16 protein-coding genes are annotated in these 21,026 nt (G+C 37.7%); 10 read left to right on the plus strand and 6 right to left on the minus strand.

Annotated features, from left to right (window positions below; genetic code table 11):
* Positions 1–300 precede the first annotated feature (300 nt).
* The 6 genes from dnaA to glyS all read left to right on the plus strand — a co-directional run bounded on the left by dnaA (position 301) and on the right by glyS (position 10,036).
* Positions 301–1,668, plus strand: a complete 1,368-nt coding sequence (gene dnaA, locus QUE72_RS00005) for a chromosomal replication initiator protein DnaA (protein ID WP_074496263.1) — start codon at positions 301–303, stop codon at positions 1,666–1,668.
* 29 nt (positions 1,669–1,697) lie between these two features.
* The gene (gene dnaN / locus QUE72_RS00010) at positions 1,698–2,801 is read left to right on the plus strand and encodes a DNA polymerase III subunit beta (RefSeq protein ID WP_074496264.1); all 1,104 of its coding nucleotides are present in this window, start codon (positions 1,698–1,700) and stop codon (positions 2,799–2,801) included.
* Positions 2,801–3,886, plus strand: a complete 1,086-nt coding sequence (recF, locus tag QUE72_RS00015) for a DNA replication/repair protein RecF (protein WP_074496265.1) — start codon at positions 2,801–2,803, stop codon at positions 3,884–3,886. Before dnaN ends, recF begins: the two co-directional genes overlap by 1 nt.
* A gap of 9 nt (positions 3,887–3,895) precedes the next feature.
* The gene (gyrB, locus tag QUE72_RS00020) at positions 3,896–6,331 is read left to right on the plus strand and encodes a DNA topoisomerase (ATP-hydrolyzing) subunit B (RefSeq protein WP_286270743.1); all 2,436 of its coding nucleotides are present in this window, start codon (positions 3,896–3,898) and stop codon (positions 6,329–6,331) included.
* A 717-nt stretch (positions 6,332–7,048) separates the two neighbouring features.
* Positions 7,049–7,963 carry a glycine--tRNA ligase subunit alpha gene (gene glyQ / locus QUE72_RS00025; protein WP_286270745.1) on the plus strand — a complete coding sequence of 305 codons (915 nt, stop codon included), beginning with the start codon at positions 7,049–7,051 and terminating at the stop codon, positions 7,961–7,963.
* A 3-nt stretch (positions 7,964–7,966) separates the two neighbouring features.
* Positions 7,967–10,036 (plus strand): glycine--tRNA ligase subunit beta, encoded by a 2,070-nt coding sequence (glyS, locus tag QUE72_RS00030; protein ID WP_074496268.1) that lies wholly within the window; start codon positions 7,967–7,969, stop codon positions 10,034–10,036.
* 76 nt (positions 10,037–10,112) lie between these two features.
* On the opposite strand, the gene tusA is transcribed toward glyS, so the two are convergent.
* Complete coding sequence (tusA, locus tag QUE72_RS00035) at positions 10,113–10,355, minus strand: sulfurtransferase TusA (protein WP_286270748.1); 243 nt, start codon at positions 10,353–10,355, stop codon at positions 10,113–10,115.
* Positions 10,356–10,368: 13 nt separating this feature from the next.
* Positions 10,369–11,181 (minus strand): SPOR domain-containing protein, encoded by an 813-nt coding sequence (locus tag QUE72_RS00040; protein ID WP_286270749.1) that lies wholly within the window; start codon positions 11,179–11,181, stop codon positions 10,369–10,371.
* A gap of 153 nt (positions 11,182–11,334) precedes the next feature.
* Here QUE72_RS00040 and QUE72_RS00045 point away from each other — a divergent pair, with 153 nt between their 5' ends.
* Genes QUE72_RS00045 through QUE72_RS00060 form a run of 4 tightly spaced genes read left to right on the plus strand, consistent with a single transcriptional unit; the run spans position 11,335 to position 16,697 of the window.
* The gene (locus QUE72_RS00045) at positions 11,335–13,245 is read left to right on the plus strand and encodes a transglycosylase SLT domain-containing protein (protein WP_286270751.1); all 1,911 of its coding nucleotides are present in this window, start codon (positions 11,335–11,337) and stop codon (positions 13,243–13,245) included.
* A 45-nt stretch (positions 13,246–13,290) separates the two neighbouring features.
* Complete coding sequence (gene pepQ / locus QUE72_RS00050; protein ID WP_074496271.1) at positions 13,291–14,610, plus strand: Xaa-Pro dipeptidase; 1,320 nt, start codon at positions 13,291–13,293, stop codon at positions 14,608–14,610.
* A 5-nt stretch (positions 14,611–14,615) separates the two neighbouring features.
* Positions 14,616–15,233: a YigZ family protein gene (locus QUE72_RS00055; RefSeq protein WP_074496272.1), complete on the plus strand. Its 618-nt coding sequence runs from the start codon at positions 14,616–14,618 to the stop codon at positions 15,231–15,233.
* Positions 15,234–15,245: 12 nt separating this feature from the next.
* Positions 15,246–16,697, plus strand: coding sequence for a TrkH family potassium uptake protein (locus QUE72_RS00060; protein WP_074496273.1), 1,452 nt, complete (start codon positions 15,246–15,248; stop codon positions 16,695–16,697).
* A 16-nt stretch (positions 16,698–16,713) separates the two neighbouring features.
* On the opposite strand, the gene trkA is transcribed toward QUE72_RS00060, so the two are convergent.
* From trkA to def, 4 genes are read right to left on the minus strand one after another with little or no spacing between them, the layout of a single operon-like run.
* The gene (gene trkA, locus QUE72_RS00065; RefSeq protein ID WP_074496274.1) at positions 16,714–18,093 is read right to left on the minus strand and encodes a Trk system potassium transporter TrkA; all 1,380 of its coding nucleotides are present in this window, start codon (positions 18,091–18,093) and stop codon (positions 16,714–16,716) included.
* 19 nt (positions 18,094–18,112) lie between these two features.
* Positions 18,113–19,405, minus strand: a complete 1,293-nt coding sequence (gene rsmB, locus QUE72_RS00070; RefSeq protein ID WP_286270753.1) for a 16S rRNA (cytosine(967)-C(5))-methyltransferase RsmB — start codon at positions 19,403–19,405, stop codon at positions 18,113–18,115.
* On the minus strand, positions 19,402–20,382 hold the full coding sequence (gene fmt / locus QUE72_RS00075) for a methionyl-tRNA formyltransferase (RefSeq protein WP_286270755.1): 981 nt from the start codon (positions 20,380–20,382) through the stop codon (positions 19,402–19,404). The genes rsmB and fmt overlap by 4 nt, the downstream gene beginning before the upstream one ends.
* 20 nt (positions 20,383–20,402) lie before the next feature.
* Entirely contained in the window at positions 20,403–20,915 is a 513-nt protein-coding gene (gene def, locus QUE72_RS00080) for a peptide deformylase (protein WP_074496277.1), read from the minus strand.
* Between the last annotated feature and the right edge of the window lie 111 nt (positions 20,916–21,026).

Here is a 21,026-nt window from a genome sequence, read left to right on the forward strand (position 1 = left end):
TTTTTATCGATCCTGTACATATCCACAGTTTTCTAACATTTACGATTGTAATTCCATCTTTCTATCCCTTGTTTGCGTTTTTTCTGATGTTAATTTCTGCTCTTTTCAAGTGATAAATAAAAAATCAAGCCATTAAATAGCTGACTTTAACGATTATTTTTACTTTTTTGTAAAATAGTCAAAAGTCAATATTGAAGTTGTGGATAAGTAGAGGGATAATGCTTGGATATTATAAAAAAGATAAACAGGTTTATCCCTTTATTCTAATTTTAAAGTGGTAGATCAGCTAGGAGCCTATCGTTGGATCATTCTTTGTGGCAACGCTGCTTGTCAGTATTACAAGAAGAGTTGCCTGCTCAGCAGTTTAGTATGTGGATTAGACCGCTTCAATGTGTCGTAGATAATAATGTCATGACGTTGTATGCGCCAAATCGTTTTGTACTAGACTGGGTTCGTGATAAATATGTTAATCGTATTAATGAATTAGTCAGCTTGGAAGAAAGTGGCAATCCGCCTTTATTGCGTTTTGATGTTGGTAGTATTCCTAAAGTTAAGGTTAGTAGTAATAATACTGCTTCCATGCCTTCCGCGACGCTTAGTCAACCGAAAGCTCCGAATAACCAGGTTCCAGAATCAAACTTACCGAAAAAAACGAATGTTAGAGTTAATTATACCTTTGATAACTTTGTAGAAGGTAAGTCTAATCAATTAGCACGAGCGGCTGCCTCTCAAGTAGCTGATAACCCAGGCTCTGCTTATAACCCCTTGTTTATATATGGTGGAACTGGTTTAGGTAAAACGCATTTGTTACATGCAGTTGGTAACGGTATTTTGTTGAATAAACCTGATGCAAAAATAGCTTATATGCATTCAGAGCGTTTTGTTCAAGATATGGTTCGTGCATTACAAAATAATGCGATTGAAAAATTTAAGCAGTACTACCGTTCTGTTGATGCCTTATTGATAGATGACATTCAATTCTTTGCTAATAAAGAGCGTACACAAGAAGAGTTTTTTCATACCTTTAATGCGTTATTAGAAGGTAATCAACAAATTATTTTAACCAGTGACCGCTATCCAAAAGAAATTGATGGTGTAGAAGATAGATTAAAATCTCGCTTCGGCTGGGGGTTAACCATTGCGATTGAACCGCCGGAGCTTGAAACGCGTGTTGCGATATTAAAAAGAAAGGCACAAGAGAGTCACGTCAATCTCGCTGATGAAGTTGCTTTTTTCATTGCTAAGCGTTTAAGGTCAAACGTTAGGGAATTAGAAGGTGCACTTAATCGTGTAATCGCTAATGCTAATTTTACTGGCAGAGCAATTAATATTGATTTTGTTAAAGAAGCACTAAGAGATTTACTTGCCTTACAGGATAAGTTAGTTACTATCGATAACATACAGAAAACTGTTGCTGAATATTATAAAATCAAAGTATCAGATTTATTATCAAAAAGACGTAATCGTTCGGTAGCAAGACCAAGACAGATAGCAATGGCTTTATCGAAAGATCTCACCAATCATAGCTTACCTGAAATAGGCGAAGCGTTTGGTGGAAAAGACCATACAACGGTATTACATGCTTGTCGGAAAGTAAAAGCATTACGTGAAGAATCTCATGATATTAAAGAAGATTATTCAAATTTAAATAGAACGTTATCTTCCTAACAAAAAGAGTAATAAAGAGTAGGTAAAAAATGAAGTTTTCCTTAAATAGAGAATTATTGTTAAAACCATTGCTATTGGTATCCGGAGCGGTTGAACGTAAAAGTACCTTACCTATTCTTGGTAATGTGTTAATCGAAGTTAGTGAGCAGTCACTTACTTTGACTGCCACAGATTTAGAGTTGGAAATGGTTGCTTATGCAGATATCGATAATGCCGAAGCCAACGGTAAATTAACAATACCAGCACGTAAGCTTTTAGATATTTGTAAAAGCTTACCTGATGGAGCCTTGATTAGCTTCGAATCTACAGAAGATACTGTCACTATTTCTTCCGGTCGAAGTAAGTATTCATTATCTACTTTACCTGCAACAGATTTTCCTAATATTGAAGAGTGGAAAGGCGACGTTGAATTTAAATTAAGTAAAGCTCAGTTATTACGCCTCATTGAAAGTACCCACTTTTCCATGGCTAACCAAGATGTTCGTTATTACTTAAATGGAATGTCTATTGAAACAGAAGCTAATGAAATTCGCTCTGTTGCAACTGACGGTCATCGTTTAGCTATTTGTAAAATTTCAAATGATGAATTACAACTGCCAAATCGGCAGGTGATTGTACCTAGAAAAGGTATTTTAGAAATCATCCGTTTACTTGACCCAGTCGATGAAGAAGTTCAAGTCTTTTTAGGTTCTAATCATATTCGTATTATTGATACTGAATTTTCTTTTACCAGTAAATTAGTTGATGGTCGTTTTCCTGATTATCGCCGAGTTCTTCCGCGCAATGGTGACAAAATACTAAATGCAGACAAAGATCAACTTAAACAAGTTTTATCTAGAGCTTCAATTTTGTCGAATGAAAAATTCAAAGGTGTACGTCTGAATTTTGCTGACAGTGAATTAAAAATTACTGCAAATAATCCTGAACAAGAACAAGCAGAGGAAATTTTAGAAGTGAACTTTCCTTATGAAGATGTCGAGATTGGTTTTAATGTAAACTATGTACTTGATGTACTAAATGCAATTAAAGAGCAAGGGGTTAAATTTACTTTAGCTGATGCTAACAGTAGTGTTGTTATCGAAGGGCAGGATTCAAACGAAGCGTTATATGTTGTGATGCCTATGCGTTTGTAATGAGTATTAAAGATTTAAATGCATATCAATTTAGAAATTTAGTAGACGGAAAAGTTTCGCTTCATTCTGAATTTAATTTTATTCTGGGTGATAATGGTAGTGGAAAAAGTAGTCTTTTAGAAAGTATTTATTATCTTAGTCATGGAAAGTCGTTTAGAACAACGAATGTTAGTAATTTAGTTCGCAATGAGTCACAACGTTTTGTGTTAAGCGCTAAAACATCTACCGATCAAATGTTAGGCATTGAATATTCTCTAACGGGTGAAAAACGAATTAAAATAGACGGTGAACGCCAAACAAAACTTTCTGAGCTTGCAAGAAATTTAGCGGTACAAGTTGTTACACCAGAGAGTTTTAAGTTGTTTATTGGTGGGCCAAGAGAACGTAGAAAGTTTATCGATTTAGGATTGTTTCACGTGAAACATTCTTTTCCTGAAGTTTGGCGACAGTTTAATAAAACATTAAAACAACGAAATGCATGTTTAAAACAACGATTGAGTGATCAGCAATTACACTATTGGACAGATCAATTCTGCCAACTTTCAGAAACAATTGCCGCATTAAGATCGGAGTATATAAAAGAATTATCAACAGAAGTCACCAATTGGTTATCGGTGTTATTACCAGAAATTAACGATGCCATTAAACTTCAATATTTACAGGGATGGCACAGTAAAAAAGAGTTATTTGACGTGCTAAGTCAAAATAAAGAGAAAGAGCGTGAACGTGGCCATTCACTTTTTGGTGCTCATAAATTTGATGTTAGATTTCAATTTAATACACTATCGTTAGAGCAAAGACTCTCAAGAGGCCAACAAAAGTTGTTTTTACTCGCGTTAACTTTTGCACAAACAAAGTTAATTGAAAAAGTTAAACGAGTAAAGCCAATTTTATTAATTGATGATATTGGTGCTGAATTAGACATAAGTTCTAGAACAGCAATGTCTGTGGCAAATCAGTTATTGAATTGTCAATCAATAATAACCGCAATTGATAAAAGTGCAGTGGAACCATTGGTTCCGAAAAACAAAAATTATAAAATGTTTCACGTGAAACATGGCAATATTTCTTTAATGAGTGAGTAGGCTAAAGCTATGAGTGTAGAAAATGAATATGGCTCAGACAGTATCAAGGTTTTAAAAGGGCTGGACGCTGTAAGAAAAAGACCGGGTATGTATATTGGTGACACAGATGATGGCACAGGTTTACATCACATGGTTTTTGAGGTGTTAGATAATTCAATAGATGAAGCACTTGCAGGTCACTGTAGTGATATAGTTGTAACTATTCACCTTGATGGTTCTGTATCTGTAAAAGATGATGGCCGTGGTATACCAACGGATATTCACCCAGAAGAAGGTGTTTCTGCAGCAGAAGTTATCATGACGGTATTACATGCGGGTGGTAAATTTGGCGGTGAAGACTCTGGTTATAAAGTTTCAGGTGGTTTACATGGTGTAGGTGTTTCTGTAGTTAATGCATTAAGCCATAAACTAACACTTACTATTCGTAGGAACGGTGAACTTCACGAACAAGAATATAAATTAGGAGAGCCGCAAGCACCGTTAGCACTCGTTGGTGAAACAGATCAAACAGGTACTGAGTTAAGGTTTTGGCCAAGCGAAGAAACATTCACTGATGTAGAGTTTCATTATGACATTCTGGTAAAACGTATCCGTGAACTATCTTTCCTAAATTCAGGTGTCTCAATAAAACTCATTGATGAACGTGAAGAAGGTAAAGAAGAACATTTCTTTTATGAAGGCGGTATTCAAGCGTTTGTTGATTATTTAAATACAAATAAAACAGCGGTAAATGAAGAGATATTTTATTTTGACTTAGAACGTGAAGATGGAATTGCTGTTGAAGTAGCAATGCAATGGAATGATGGTTTCCAAGAAAATATACATTGTTTTACCAATAATATACCTCAACGTGATGGTGGAACGCATTTAAGTGGTTTCAGAGCGGCGTTAACTCGTACCATAAATAGCTACATGGTAAAAGAAGGGTTAAATAAATCTAAAAAAGGTGAAACAAATCCATCTGGTGATGATGCCCGTGAAGGATTAACAGCGGTTATTTCTGTTAAAGTCCCAGACCCAAAGTTTTCATCGCAAACTAAAGATAAGCTAGTTTCTTCTGAAGTAAAAACTGCGGTAGAACAAGCGATGGGTGAAAAGCTTGGGGAATATCTATTAGAGAATCCGGGTACTGCAAAAACAGTAATCATGAAAATTGTTGATGCCGCTAGAGCAAGGGAAGCTGCTCGTAAAGCGCGTGAGATGACAAGAAGAAAAGGTGTACTTGATATCGCGGGTTTACCTGGAAAGCTTGCTGATTGCCAAGAAAAAGATCCAGCGTTATCTGAAATATACATAGTGGAGGGTGACTCTGCGGGTGGTTCAGCTAAACAAGGTCGCAATCGTAAAAACCAAGCAATCTTGCCACTTAAGGGTAAAATATTAAACGTAGAAAAAGCACGCTTTGATAAAATGATTGCTTCGGTAGAAGTAGGTACATTAATTACGGCATTGGGTACAGGTATTGGCCGTGATGAATATGATCCTGAAAAGCTTCGTTATCATTCAATCATAATTATGACCGATGCTGATGTTGATGGTTCTCATATTCGTACTTTGTTATTAACATTCTTCTATCGTCAAATGCCAGAAATTATGGAACGCGGTCATGTTTTTATTGCCCAACCACCACTATATAAAGTTAAGAAAGGTAAACAAGAACGTTATATTAAAGATGACGATGCATTAATTGAATACCTCACAACACTAGCGTTAGAAAATGCCTCATTACATGTAAATGAATCGGCACCTGCAATTTTAGGCTTGGCATTAGAAAAATTAGTAAATCAATTTAGAAGAGCATATAACACGATTAAACGTGTTTCTCGCCAAATACCAGAAGATATTCTCATTAAGATGATCTATTCATCGACAATAAATATCGAAGATTTTTCAGATGAAGGGAAAGTTACGGCTTGGAAAGATAACCTGTTAAAGCAACTTCATGATCAAGATGGCAATGGTTCAATTTATACAGCTTCGGTAGAGCAAGATAAAGAGCGTAACATTTATTATCCTCGATTCAATGTTAGAAAACATGGAATTGATAAGGTATATAACTGTGGTTATGAATTTATACATTCTAAAGAGTTTAAAGAGTTAATTGACCTTAACGTTGCAATAAATGGCCTTATTGAAGAAGGCGGCTATGTAAAACGCAATGAGAAAATAAAGCCAGTTTCAACCTTTGATGAAGCGTTAACATGGTTAATGGCTGAATCAAAACGAGGGCAGTATATCCAACGTTATAAAGGTTTGGGTGAAATGAACCCAGATCAACTGTGGGAAACAACGATGGACCCAGAAACAAGGCGTATGTTGAAAGTAACGATTGAAGACGCCATTGCAGCAGATCAACTATTTAATACGTTAATGGGTGATCATGTTGAACCTCGTAGACATTTTATTGAAGAAAATGCGTTGAAAGTAGAAAACTTAGATGTTTAGTTTTAGATAAAAAAGTCAATACCGATCAATTAAGCAATTGATCGGTGGGAATAAAACGCTTATACGACCATAGCCCTATCTTTATGATAGGGCTATTTTTTTATGTAATTGATGTGGCTAGATGATGTGAAAACATTTGTGGTGCCTAAAGCGGATAAGTTTTTCAAAGGAGCTTACCGCTCCACAAACGGTAATAGTATTTTGGGGTATTGATTACTTATAAGTCCGGTTAGGTTGAGATAAGCGAGGTAGCTAAAGTGACAAATGAACCTGCGTTGTGGATCAGTTTCACTATGGTCTGCGTTATGTTCAAGGTAAGATACTCTGGTGTGCACAGACAGGGTAAAAAAGGTTGTAATGCCTAAAAAGCAAAAACAGGCCAAATCAAGGACCATTAGAATGTCAAAAAACAAACTATGCCTGCGAATGAAAACAACCTTAACGGAATGGTTTAACTTTTAATACCAACTCAATTAAATATTTAATAGAATTGGTATAAGTAGCTTTATATAACTGGCTTTATATACAGCAAGGAGAAGTATCCATTTGAAATAATGACCGGTCATGAAATATACGGTTTTATCAAAGATATAAATAAAAAGTTAAAATATTCGAGTTTTTGCTCAATTTATCACTGCTGTAAACTAGGCGAATAAACAGACAAACGTTATACTAGCGCCAGCAAATTAAAATTTTATATTATAAATACAGGCACGCATGAGTACGTTTAATAGCAAAACATTCCAAGGATTGATTTTACAACTACAAGATTACTGGTCTCGACAGGGTTGTGTCATTGTACAGCCTTTAGATTTAGAAGTTGGTGCTGGTACCTTTCATCCCATGACATTTTTGCGTGCGGTAGGACCTGAGCCTATCAGTAGCGCATATGTACAACCTTGTCGAAGACCAACAGATGGTCGTTACGGGGAAAACCCAAACCGCTTACAGCATTATTATCAATTTCAAGTGATGTTAAAGCCTTCTCCGAAGAATATACAAGAGTTATATTTAAACTCACTGAAAGAGCTTGGTATAGATCCTTTAGTACATGATATCCGTTTTGTTGAAGATAACTGGGAGTCGCCAACACTTGGAGCTTGGGGATTAGGTTGGGAAATTTGGCTAAACGGAATGGAAATCACTCAATTTACTTATTTTCAACAAGTCGGTGGTTTAGAGTGTGCTCCTGTAACAGGCGAAATCACTTACGGTTTAGAACGTTTAGCAATGTATATTCAAAATGTAGATAGTATTTATGACTTAGTGTGGACAGATGGCCCGATGGGTAAAGTCCTCTATGGAGATGTGTTCCATCAAAATGAATTAGAGCAATCGGCATATAACTTTGAGCATGCAGATGTAAAAGCGCTATTCGGCCAATTTGATCAGTGTGAAAAAGACAGTGAAAAGTTAATTGAAAAAGGCTTAGCATTACCAGCTTATGAACAAGTGATGAAAGCTTCACATGCCTTTAACTTATTAGATGCACGCCATGCAATTTCAGTGACAGAAAGACAGCGCTATATTTTACGTGTACGGGCATTATCCAAAGCGTGTGCAGAGGTTTACTATGCGACGAGAGAACAATTAGGCTTCCCACTGTGTGGTGATAAAAAGGTGGGAGAATAAAAAATGATTAAAGAAACATTATTAATAGAGTTAGGTACCGAAGAACTACCACCGAAAGCGTTACAAAAATTAGCGACCACTTTCTACAATCAAATAACGACACAATTGGAACAAGCCGAACTAGGTTTTGAACAAGCCTCTTGGTTTGCTTCTCCAAGACGTTTAGCCGTGCAAATTACACAATTAATCGAAAAGCAAGCTGATAAAGAAATTGAAAAACGTGGGCCTGCTATAAATGTAGCGTTTGATGAAGAAGGTAACCCGAGTAAGGCCGCCTTAGGTTGGGCAAAATCGAATGGTATCACTATTGAACAAGCACAACGTTTAAAAACCGATAAAGGCGAATGGTTACTACACAAAGCATTACAACCAGGGAAAACAATTCAGGAATTGATTCCTGAAATGGTTAATAAAGCAATTGCAAAGCTACCAATTCCAAAACCAATGCGTTGGGGTAGCTCAAGAACACAATTTATTCGTCCAATTCATACGTTAACACTAATGTTTGGTGAACACATTATAAAAGGTGAAGCGTTAGGTATTGAGTCAAACAACGTGCTACAAGGTCATAGATTCCATCATCAAGGTTTAGTTTCACTTGAGCATGCAAATGATTATGTTGCAACGTTAAAACAAGCGTATGTTGTTGCAGATTATCAAGAAAGAAAGCAATTAATCGTTGATCAGATTAAAAAAGCTGAGCAAGAGCTAAATGCTGTGGCATTAATTGATGAAGAATTGTTAGAAGAAGTTACCTCAATTGTTGAGTGGCCAGTTACTTTAATCGGTAGCTTTGATAAAGAATTTTTAGATGTACCACCAGAGCCATTAATCTATTCAATGAAAGATCACCAAAAATATTTTCCAGTTGAGGATAAGCAGGGAAAATTATTAAACAAATTTATTTTTGTTGCTAACATTGAAAGTAAAGATGCTAACCAGGTTATCTTCGGTAATGAAAAAGTAATACGTCCACGATTAGCGGACGCCGAGTTTTTCTTTAAAACAGATAAAAAGCAAACACTTGAATCAAGGCTTGCTAGTTTAGAGTCCGTTTTGTTCCAAAAACAATTAGGAACGTTAAAAACGAAGTCAGAACGAATTGCGTCGCTAAGTGAATATATTGCTGAAAAAATCAATCAATCACCTAAACTGGCATACCGTGCAGGCCTATTAAGTAAAACAGACTTAATGACAGAAATGGTATTAGAATTTCCTCAAGTGCAAGGCACCATGGGTAAATACTATGCGCAGCATGATGGCGAAGACGTTGAGGTAGCACAAGCATTAGAAGATCAATATCGACCAAGATATTCTGGCGATAGTATTCCTAAAGGTGTTATTGGTTGTGCGGTAGCTATTGCTGACAAAATTGACACTTTGGTTGGAATATTTGGTATAAACCAACCTCCAAAAGGCGATAAAGATCCATTTGCGCTACGTAGAGCTGCCATTGGCATGATTCGCATAATTATTGAAAAACAGCTTGATTTAGACATTGCTGATCTAGTGTCACGAAGTGTGAACTTATACGGTGAAGTGTTAACGAATGACAGTACAACCCAACAAGTGATTGATTTTGTGCTTGGTCGATTTAAAGCACACTATCAAGAGCAAAAAATTAGTGTTGATGTCATTCAGGCTGTTTTAGCTAACTCACCAACGGCACCACTAGACTTTGAAAAGCGAGTATTAGCTGTAAATCATTTTAAAACAATGGAAGCAGCACAAACATTGGCAGCTGCAAACAAACGAGTAGGTAATATTTTAGCCAAGTTTGATGGTCAATTATTTTCTACTTTTAATACTGACTATGCTACTGATGACAATGAAACAGAATTGGCTAATACTTTTGCAAAAGTAAAAGAAAAGATTCAACCATTAGTTGCAGCTCAAGACTACCAGCAGGCATTAGCTGAACTTGCCAACATTAAGCAACCCATTGATAACTTTTTTGATAATGTCATGGTAATGGCTGATGATGAACAAGTGAAAGTGAATCGTTTAACCCTGTTAAATGAAATACGTAATCGCTTTTTAGATATTGCTGATATTTCGGTATTACAAAATTAAACCATGTTGATTTAATTGTTAAAATAGAAACGCGATAATTAAGCAAAGCTATATTAAAAAGGGTAGTTGTTAACAATTACCCTTTTTTGATCACATATTGAAAAGGGAGGACATCGGTTTGTGAAGCAATAAGTTCGTGTTCCATAAAGCGACAAAAACTTGGAATATCACGGGCCGTAGAAGGGTCATCGGCAATAACCAATAAGGTTTCACCGGCACTTATTTTTCTTATATTCATCCTAATCATCATCACAGGCTCAGGACAGCGAAGCCCCAACGCATCTAGTGTATGATCGGTATTATTGAAAAGATTTTGCATAGATATATTCAGTCTATTTAACTTGACGAAGAAAACCAGATAAAGAATATTGAGATTTTAACATGTTGAGAAGTTGTTCTGCATTGGCTTTTTCTAAAAAATGCTGACTTACCACACGGTGAAGCTTTTTTTGGTAGATAATGCTCCAATGTTTTTGACCTATTTTTGTTTTTATCTTAGCTAATAATACTTCTGCATAGCTTTTTTGAGCAAAAGCACCTAATTGAACTTGCCACTGCGAACTGGTATTAATCGCTATTCGTTTTAGAGGTGTTTCTAACGGTTGCTTGAGCGTTCTTTTTGTCGATGGGGACTTAATAGTGGCAGATTTCGAGTCAGAAAAAAGCCAGGTTACTTGTGCATAAAGGTTGTGATTGGCATTTAATGTTGAGTGATCAAAATAACTAGTTTGTCCAAACTCAACTGCGAGCTGGTTGGTAAAGCGAAATTGAGTTGCCAAGTTAAGATAAGAAGAGACACTGTCCTTATTAATTAACGAAGGTTTATCAGAATGAATTAGATACCCAAAACCTGTGCCTGCTTTAATAGTGAGTTGATTATTTATTTGACGAATAAAGTTTACGCCAACCATTGCACGTTTAAGCTTGATGGCTTGTTGTTGAGCGTTTGTTTGTATCATGATTGTTCTATGATCAACAAAACGACTTTCTATAGCGAAGTTTTCGGAAAATTGCCATTGATAACTAAGATGAACACCGTTAGAAGAAGATTGCTGGTGATGATAGTCAACACCGAAACTAAGGCTATGTTCTTGAGCAAAACAAGATAGGCTTAAAAGTAAAGAAAGTAGCAAATAAGTACGCATTAGCACATAGAATAAAAGATTATGTAGATATACTACCAGTGGTTTATTAGTAACACTATTTTCTCTTTGAATTAGTGTAAATTCCTCATAACTACTTGCTTTGTAATGCTAGCCTGAATACTCTTAAACAGAATGTTTTTCTCAGGGTTATTTATGTTGCGTTTTTGTGTCTTCTTTTTCTGTTGGTTTAGTCTTTTTACTCAAGTCGCATTTGCTTTCGATAATGCGCAGATGCGTGATACGTTTTTAAAAGCTGAACGTCAATTATGGAAAACTGACTCGTCAACGTATCTTAACTTATATAAGCAATTACATTATTACCCACTACAACCGTACCTAGATCAACGCCGGCTGATGATTAAAATGCGTTTAACATCGGCAAAAGAAATTGAGCAATTCTTAACAAAATATGAAGGGAGCCCACTTGACTGGCCATTGAGGAAAAAATGGTTAGAGTATTTAATAAAGAGGAACAGGCAAACGTTGTTTATGGCGTTTTTTAAACCAACGTCTGATGTCAATTTAACCTGTCATTACTATCAATATAAACTCAATAGTGGGGCGGAAGAACAGCAAATATTGAAAAATATTGATCGCTTGTGGGTTGTCGGTAAATCACAGCCTAAGTCTTGTGATCCATTATTTGCGAAGTGGCAAAAAGCAGGCTTACGTACACAGAGTCATGTATGGCAGCGTTTAGTAAAGGCTGCTGATGGTGGCAAACATACCTTAATTCCATACTTGACCTCATTAATGCCAAAAAAGCAGCAATATCTAGGCAAGCTTTGGCATAAAGTAAGAAGAAACCCTGCCTATATTACGAAACTGAGTCGCTTTCCGACTAAGTCTAAGAAAGAAACTGAGATCTTCATTTACGGTATTAAACGGTTAATATGGCGAAGTCCAGACAATGCAATTGCTACATTCAACAAAGCGGCAAAAGTATTTCCAATCACAGATGACCAGTTGCAACAAGTGGCACTTAAGTTTTCATTAGCGCTTGCTAGTAAAAAACATCGTGCAGCAAAAACCTGGTTAGCAAAAGTAGCAGACCAGCACTTAACATCGAACATCGTACAGTGGAAAATCGCTGATGTATTACGCCAACAAGATTGGCATGCGATAAAGCAAGTGTTGTCAGCACTACCGAAAAACCAGCAAAGTACTTATCAGTGGCGGTATTGGTATGGTAGAAGTTTAATTGAAACAGGTGATGAAACTGCGGGTAAGGCACAGCTGAAAAGCCTTGCAGATCAACGACATTATTACGGTTTTTTAGCTGCAAGTTATTTGCAGCAGCCGATGAACTTACAGCATAACCCATTAGTGTTTTCTGAACTAGAAAAGCAATCACTATTTGAAAACTCCGCAGGTAAAAGGGCGTTTGAATTGTTTCGACTTGGTCGCTTTTATCATGCACGAAAAGAATGGAACTATTGGGTGTCGACACTTGATAAACGACAAAGGTTAGGGGCGGCGAAGTTAGCAAATGAAATAGGTTGGTATGATCGCGCTATTTTTGCGTTATCACGAGTTGGGTATTTAGACGATGTAGATTTACGATTTCCTCTAGCGTTTAATGAACAAATTACAACGTATTCAGATCAACATAAAATACCATCGGCATGGGCATTTGCCATCGCTCGTCGAGAAAGTTCATTTATGTCAGATGCAAACTCAGCTGTTGGCGCGAAGGGTTTAATGCAGGTAATGCCTGGCACAGCAAAACAATTAACTCGCAAGAAAAAAATATCAAACAGTTATTTATTTGATAGTGGAAACAATATTCGCTTAGGTACTAAATATTTAAAGAATTTGCTAGATAGATATGACGGTAATCAAATATTAGCAACAGCTTCCTATAATGCTGGGCCTTACCGAGTGAAAAAGTGGTTAGCCGCAATTGATAGCATGCCAGCTGATATTTGGATAGAAACAATTCCTTTTAAAGAAACGCGTGAATATGTCAAAAGCGTATTGGCTTATCAGCAAATTTATCAACAAAAAGTAGGCCAGCCAACACCATTATTTGAGCAATTACACCGGATGAATATAACGCGATGACTTACCATGTGTTAAGATCAAACTATGATACATTTGGACATGAAAATGATGACACTAGCAAGCTTATATCCTGCACATATTGATGAGTTACAACAACGCACTAAGCAAGTTTTAGCAAGAGAAAACTTGCAAGGGCTTGTGATTCATTCAGGCCAAGAGTTAAAAGCCTTTTTAGACGATACGGGTTACCCTTTTAAAGTAAACCCTCATTTTAAACATTGGTTGCCAATCATTGATGTGCCAAACAGTTGGCTTTTGCTTAATGGCGAAGATAAACCAACATTGATTTATTATCAGCCAGTAGATTTTTGGCATAAAGTAATCGCATTACCAGAAGATTATTGGAATGAGCATTTCAATATTAAAATGCTAAGTAAAGCAACAGATGTTGATAAATTATTGCCGTATGATAAAAAAGGTTACGCATACATTGGCGCGCATATTGAAGTAGCGCAAGCTCTTGGTTTCGAAACGATTAATCCTGAAAACGTGCTTAATTATATTCACTATCATAGAGCCTATAAAACTGCCTATGAGCAAGAGTGTTTAAGGCGCTCAAATGCCTTAGCTGTAATCGGTCATAAAGCCGCTGAACAAGCATTTTTAGCAGGGGCTAGTGAGTATGAAATAATGCAAGCCTATTTATTTGCTATGCAATATGGTGAAAATGAAACCCCTTACGGTAGTATTGTCTGTGTAAATGAAAATGCATCAATTTTACATTACACCATGCTTGATAAAGCGAAACCTGATGCCCATCGTTCCTTTTTGATTGATGCGGGCGCTAACTATCACGGCTACGCATCTGATATTACTCGAACCTATGCCTTTGAAAATAATCGATTTGCAGAACTTATTGCGCGTATGGATCGCTTAATGCTAACAACTGTGGATGGGCTAAAGCCTGGGGCAAGTTACGTTGATCTGCATATAGCAACACACTTACAAATTGCTCAAGTATTGAGTGAGTTTTCATTTATTAATGTAACTCCTGAGTCAGCATTAGAAGCAGGCATTGTTTCTACCTTCTTTCCTCATGGTTTGGGTCACCACTTAGGGTTACAAGTACATGATGTGGGTGGTTTTATGGCAGACGAGCGTGGTACTCATGTCAATACCCCTGATAATCATCCGTTCTTACGCACTTCGAGAATGGTTGAAGCAAACCAAGTGTTTACTATTGAACCAGGTATGTATTTTATTGACTCATTGCTAGCTGATTTAAAAAAATCAGCTAATGGTAGTATGATTAACTGGTCAAAAGTCGATGAAATGAGGCCATTTGGTGGCATTCGTATTGAAGATAATATTATTGTTCATCAATCACACAATGAAAATATGACACGAGAAAATGGCTTAGACTAACGCTTGTGGAACCTTATAATATTGCAGCGAGTAACATTATTGATGAAATCGAGGTTACTCGCAGTCGATTTATCTGTTATTTATCACCTTGTGATTCAACAACTGCGTTTAAACAATTGCTAAATGACGTGCAGCAACTCCACCCTCAAGCCAATCATCATTGTTATGCATTTGTTGCTGGGCATCCACAAGACAGTCAATGTTATGGTTTTTCTGATGATGGAGAACCCTCAGGAACGGCTGGAAAACCAATGTTGGCTGTTTTACAGGGCAGTGAAGTAGGAGAAGTAGCGGCCATTGTGGTTCGTTATTTTGGTGGCACGAAACTAGGTACTGGTGGTTTACAACGAGCTTATAGTGCAAGTGTAAGAAGTGCGTTGTCGTTGCTTGATGTAGCAACTAAAATCCCTAAGGTCTACAAAAGCTTAGCTTGTCAATATGCACAGGTCGATGACATACTGCACTTAGTGAAGCAAGCAGGTGCAGACATTTTGGCTCAAGATTTTACCGAAAGAGTTGATTTGACCTTGGCTATTCCTGAACAAGGTGTAGAATTGTTAGCGGAACAGTTAAAAACGATGTCTTCCGGACAGTTAACGCTGAATAAAATTAACAAAAAATAATAAGAATGCACAGTGCAGTATAAGAATATACTTAGAATTTTAGGGCTGTTAGTAACATTGCTGAGCGTTACTATGCTTCCGCCTGCGCTAATTTCATTACTCTACCGCGATGGTGGTGGTGTCGCTTTCATCCTTTCTTTTTTATTCTGTTTATTTAGCGGACTTATTACTTGGTATCCTCTTCGTAAAGAAAAAGGCGAATTAAGAGCACGAGAAGGCTTTTTGATTGTTGTGCTATTCTGGACTGTTTTGGCCAGCTTCTCTGCAGTGCCATTAATGCTGTTAGAAATGCCTAATTTAACCATTACAGATGCTTTTTTTGAAGCATTCTCAGGGCTTACTACAACTGGGGCTACGATCTTATCGCAAATTGATGGCTTACCACATGCTGTATTATGGTATCGCCAACAATTACAGTGGTTAGGTGGTATGGGTATCATCGTATTAGCAGTAGCTGTGTTACCTATGTTAGGTATTGGTGGAATGCAGTTATATCGTGCAGAAACGCCTGGACCTGTCAAAGATTCTAAAATGACCCCCAGAATCGCCGATACCGCAAAACACTTATGGTATATTTATTTATCGCTTACCGTGGCTTGCTCATTAAGTTATTGGGCAGCTGGTATGACGGTATTTGATGCCATTTGTCATGCATTTTCAACCATCGCAATTGGTGGCTTTTCTACCCATGATTTAAGTATGGGGTATTTTGATAGTCCATTAATAAATGCTGTATGTGTACTGTTTTTATTAATTGCGGGGGTTAACTTTGCCTTACATTTTGCGGTGCTTCATAGTAAATCGTTACGCGCTTATTTTTACGACCCCGAGTTCAAAGTATTCATTGCTATCCAATTGGTTTTAACATTGATTTGTGCGGTCGTGTTACTGAGTTATGGTGTTTATAGCTCAGGCTTTGAAGCCTTTGACCAAGCCTTGTTTCAGGCTGTTTCTATCAGTACCACCGCTGGATTCGCCACTACGTCTTTTGCTGACTGGCCAACACTGCTGCCTATTTTATTGATATTTTCTAGTTTTATAGGCGGGTGTGCTGGTAGTACAGGCGGTGGTATGAAGGTTGTCAGGGTTTTACTTCTTTACCTTCAAGGTATCCGAGAGTTAAATAAACTAGTACACCCGAAAGCTATTTTTACCATAAAACTGGGTCATAAAGCGTTGCCCAATAGGGTCGTGGAAGCTATTTGGGGTTTTTTTGCCGCTTACGCAGCTGTTTTCGTTATTTGTATGTTGATGCTTTTGGCGGCCGGTGTTGATGATATTACTGCTTTTACCGCCGTTGCTGCGTGTTTAAATAATCTTGGCCCAGGTTTAGGTGAAGTGGCAGCTAATTTCTCATCACTCGGCGACTTTAGTAAATGGGTACTGATCATTGCCATGCTTTTTGGTCGATTAGAAATATTTACTTTGCTGGTCTTATTTACCCCAAGCTTCTGGCGCTCATAAAACATCGAATGATGTTTTAAAAAAATTGTAACGGGTCTACATAAAAAAGCTTTTCCACATCTGAAATATATTTCTTATTCACTAAAAATAAAATGACATGATCTTCAGCATTAATCAGGGTGTCAGAGTGGGCAATAATAACTTCATCTTCCCTAACCACTGCACCGATAGTAGTACCTGGTGGTAACTTTAATTGCGCAATCGTACGACCAACCACTTTTGATGATCTTTCGTTTCCTTTTGCCACTATTTCAATGGCTTCAGCGGCACCACCGCGTAAGCTGTATACGTTATCGATACTCCCTTTACGAACGTGGGTTAATAAAGCAGAGATGGTTGCATGTTGTGGAGAAACGGCAATATCAATATTGCTACCATGCACTAAATCAATATAGGCGCTGCGTTGGATCAACACCATGGCCTTGCGCACACCTAAACGTTTCGCTAATAGTGACGACATAATGTTTGCTTCATCGTCATTGGTCACGGCAATAAAGACATCGAACTGATCAATATGCTCTTCAACAAGTAATTCTTGATCCGATGAATCACCTGAAAACACGAGTGTACCGTCTAATTCCGATGCTAGATATTCAGCACGTTTAGGTGAATGCTCAATAAGCTTAACCTGGTGATTTTTTTCTAATAAACGCGCTAAGCCAGCGCCAATATTACCGCCGCCAGCGATCATAATACGTTTGTATGCTGGCTCGAGTTTTTGCAGTTCATTCATGACCGCTCTAATGTGTTTAGATGCAGCAATAAAAAAGACTTCATCGTCAGCTTCAATGACTGTAGTGCCTAATGGACGAATAGGGCGGCCGTTTCGGTATATGGCTGCTACTCGAGTTTCAATATTAGGAATGTGCTCACGTAACGTAGAAAGGGCATGGCCAACCAGTAAGCCACCATAATAGGCTTTTACTGCAACTAAGCTGACTTTACCACGAGCAAACTCTAATACTTGCAGCGCGCCAGGGTAGTCGATAAGGCGAGCAATATCTCTGGTAACAAGTTGCTCAGGAGCGATAACATGATCAACAGGAATATTTTCTTGTTGAAAAAGTTGATCTTGATAACGTAATATTTTCGCGGAACGTATTCGCGCAATTTTGGTTGCAGTGTTAAACAGTGAATAGCAAATTTGGCAGGCGATCATATTGGTCGCGTCGTCACTGGTAACAGCAATGACCAACTCAGCGTCTTCAGCGCCAGCTTGTTTTAATACATCAGGATGTGAACCGTGGCCGGTTACCACACGTAAATCCATGCGATCTTGTAAATCACGTAAAATGTCAGCGTTGGTATCAATTAACGTAATGTCATTACGTTCGCCCACTAAATTTTCGGCGAGTGTTCCGCCAACTTGACCTGCTCCAATGATGACAATTTTCATATGCTATTAACCAAAACCGTTAGGTGTTGTTATTTTTCTTAAGCTTGGCGTAGTAAAATCCATCCATCGCTTGCTCATTTGGTAAAATTTGCCAGCCAATATCTTGTGTTGTTTGCTGAATTGGCTGTAATTGCGCATCTTCATTAGAGTCAATAAAGGTTTGTATTTGTTCTCTATTTTCTTCTGGAAGAATACTGCATGTTGCATAAAGCAAAGTACCACCGGGTTTTAGCAAAGACCATACATTTTTTAATATTTGTTGCTGTAGTATGGTTAACTTATCTATATCTGCCGCTTTACGAAGCCATTTTATATCAGGGTGGCGTCGAATAACGCCTGTGCCTGAACAGGGTACATCAAGTAAAATGCGGTCAAATAGTTTTCCGTCCCACCAATCTGAGTTGCTGGCATCACCGGTAATTGTTTTTGCGTTTAAGGATAAACGGGTCAGGTTTTCTGTTACGCGATCTAATCTTTCTTGGTCAATGTCTATCGCTGTTACATCAATAGATGTTGGAGAAATCTCTAAAATATGACATGTTTTACCGCCTGGTGCAGCACAACAATCAAGAATATGTTCTTGCGCCTGTGCTGATAATAATATGGCGGCTTGTTGCGCTGCGCCATCCTGTATTGAGACATCGCCGTCAAAAAAGCCTGGCAGCTTATTGACATCAATAGGAGAGCTTAGACAAACTGCTTCTGAATACTTATCAACATGTTGCACTGCAATATCTAGGTCGGATAATCGTGCAAGATATTTTTTAACGGTCTGCTTTTGTTGATTAATACGAAGCCACATGGGGGGCTTTTCCATGTTTGCCTGTAAAATTTGTTGCCATTGTTCAGGGTAGCCAGCTTGTAATTTTTTAATGAACCAACTTGGATGATTAAAAGTTATCGCATCAGGAACATTCTCTAATACAGGTGAAGCTTGACGCTGAAAATTACGTAGCACACCGTTAATTAAATTTTTCAAATGAAACTGTTTTAACGGTTTAGCACCATTCACTGTTTCTGCTACGGCTGCGTGATCAGGAATGCGCATGTATTTCAATTGATAAATGCCGACCAGAATTAAAAAGTGTGCAACGCGTTGTTTGCCTGTTAAAGGCTTAGCAATTAATTGGCGTGTGTAATGTTCTAATTCAGGAAGGTAACGTAAAACGCCATAACAGATTTCTTGTAATAGCGCTTTGTCTTTACCTTCTACTTTTTCTTGCAACGTTGGCAGTTCATCGCCAAGGCTTCTACCTTTATCGACTACAGAAAAACAACATTTAGCTGCTAATGCGCGAACGTTTTTATTCATGAATGTTGTTCCACGGTACCAGTGATCGATTTTCCAATAGTAAACCACGCCGAGCGAGCGTTTAATATGTCAGAAACTGGCATAGCTTTTTTTCCAGGTAGTTGAATATTTTTTAATAGTAATCCATGTTCACCCGTGGCAACTAAAATACCGTTTTTATCAGCGTCAATAATTGTTCCAGGTATGGCTTTTTTACACGTTACAACATCGGCTTGCCATATGCGAATACGGTGTTGTTTATCAGCCGCTTCGTTAAAGGTAAACTGTGCTACTGGCCAGGGGTTATAGGCGCGAATTTTACGGTCTAATGCCTTGGCACTTAATTGCCAGTTGAGCTCGGCTTCTGTTTTATCGAGTTTTGCTGCGTAAGTCGCTATATTGTCATCTTGAGGTGTCGCTTGTTGCGTATTATTGGCTAAATTGTCAAGCGTGTTAATTAATGTTTGCGGACCTAATTCTGCTAATTTTTCGTAGATGCTACTACTTGTGTCATTTGCCGTAATTTCGCAGGTAGTAATGTGTAGAATGTCACCCGTATCTAACCCTTCATTCATTTGCATAATGGTAATACCTGTTTTTGGATCACCACTTTCTACAGCTCGTTGAATAGGAGCTGCACCTCTCCACTTTGGTAAAATTGAACCATGTACATTCACACAACCAAGTCGCGGGGTTGATAAAATCACTGTAGGTAGTAATAAACCGTATGCCACTACGACCATAATATCTGCTTGATAGCTTGCAAGTGTTTCTTGGTCTGCCTGTTGCTTAAAGTTAATCGGTTGTTCAACGGTTAAGTTGTTTTCTTGTGCTAGTACTTTTGTAGCACATGCAGTGAGTTTTTTACCTCTACCTGCGGGTTTATCTGGCGGACAATACACGGCTACTACGTTATGCGGTGAATCTATCAGTGCTTGCAGGTGCTTGGCTGCAAAATCCGGTGTACCGGCAAAAATAATGTTTAATGGTGATGGCATATAAATGAAATATTTCTAAGTTATTGACGAGCGGCTAAACGAGCTTCTTTTTCTAACTTCGTTTGAATGCGCTTGCGCTTTAAAGGTGATAAATAATCGACAAACAACACACCGTTTAAGTGATCGAGTTCATGCTGAATACAAATAGCTAATAGTTCTTCACCGTCAAGTTCAAAGGTATTTCCGTCTCTATCGAGGGCACGAACCGTTACTTGTGTGTGTCGATCTACTTTGGCATAACAAGTTGGAACCGATAAACAGCCTTCTTCATTAACCATTGTTTCATCATTTTTTTTAATGATTTCAGGGTTAATTAAGACATACGATTGCTCTTTATCTTCTGACACATCAATAACGACAATGCGTTTATGAATATCAACTTGCGTAGCGGCTAAGCCCACGCCATTTTCTGCATACATGGTTTCAAACATGTCATCGACAATTTGTCTTATTTCGTCGTTTACTTCAACAACGGGTTCAGCTTTTGTTCTGAGTCTTTCGTCTGGGAAAGTTAGTACGTTTAATACAGCCATAATTTTATAAAAGAATTCGCGAAATTAGTCATAGAGTGTTATGTTTCAATTTTAACCATTAAATTACATTAATTCGAGTGCTTTGAGTTAATAACAATAAGAATAGGTGCT

The sequence above is a fragment of the Thalassotalea hakodatensis genome (genome assembly GCF_030295995.1).
GTDB classification, from domain to species: Bacteria; Pseudomonadota; Gammaproteobacteria; order Enterobacterales; family Alteromonadaceae; genus Thalassotalea_C; species Thalassotalea_C hakodatensis.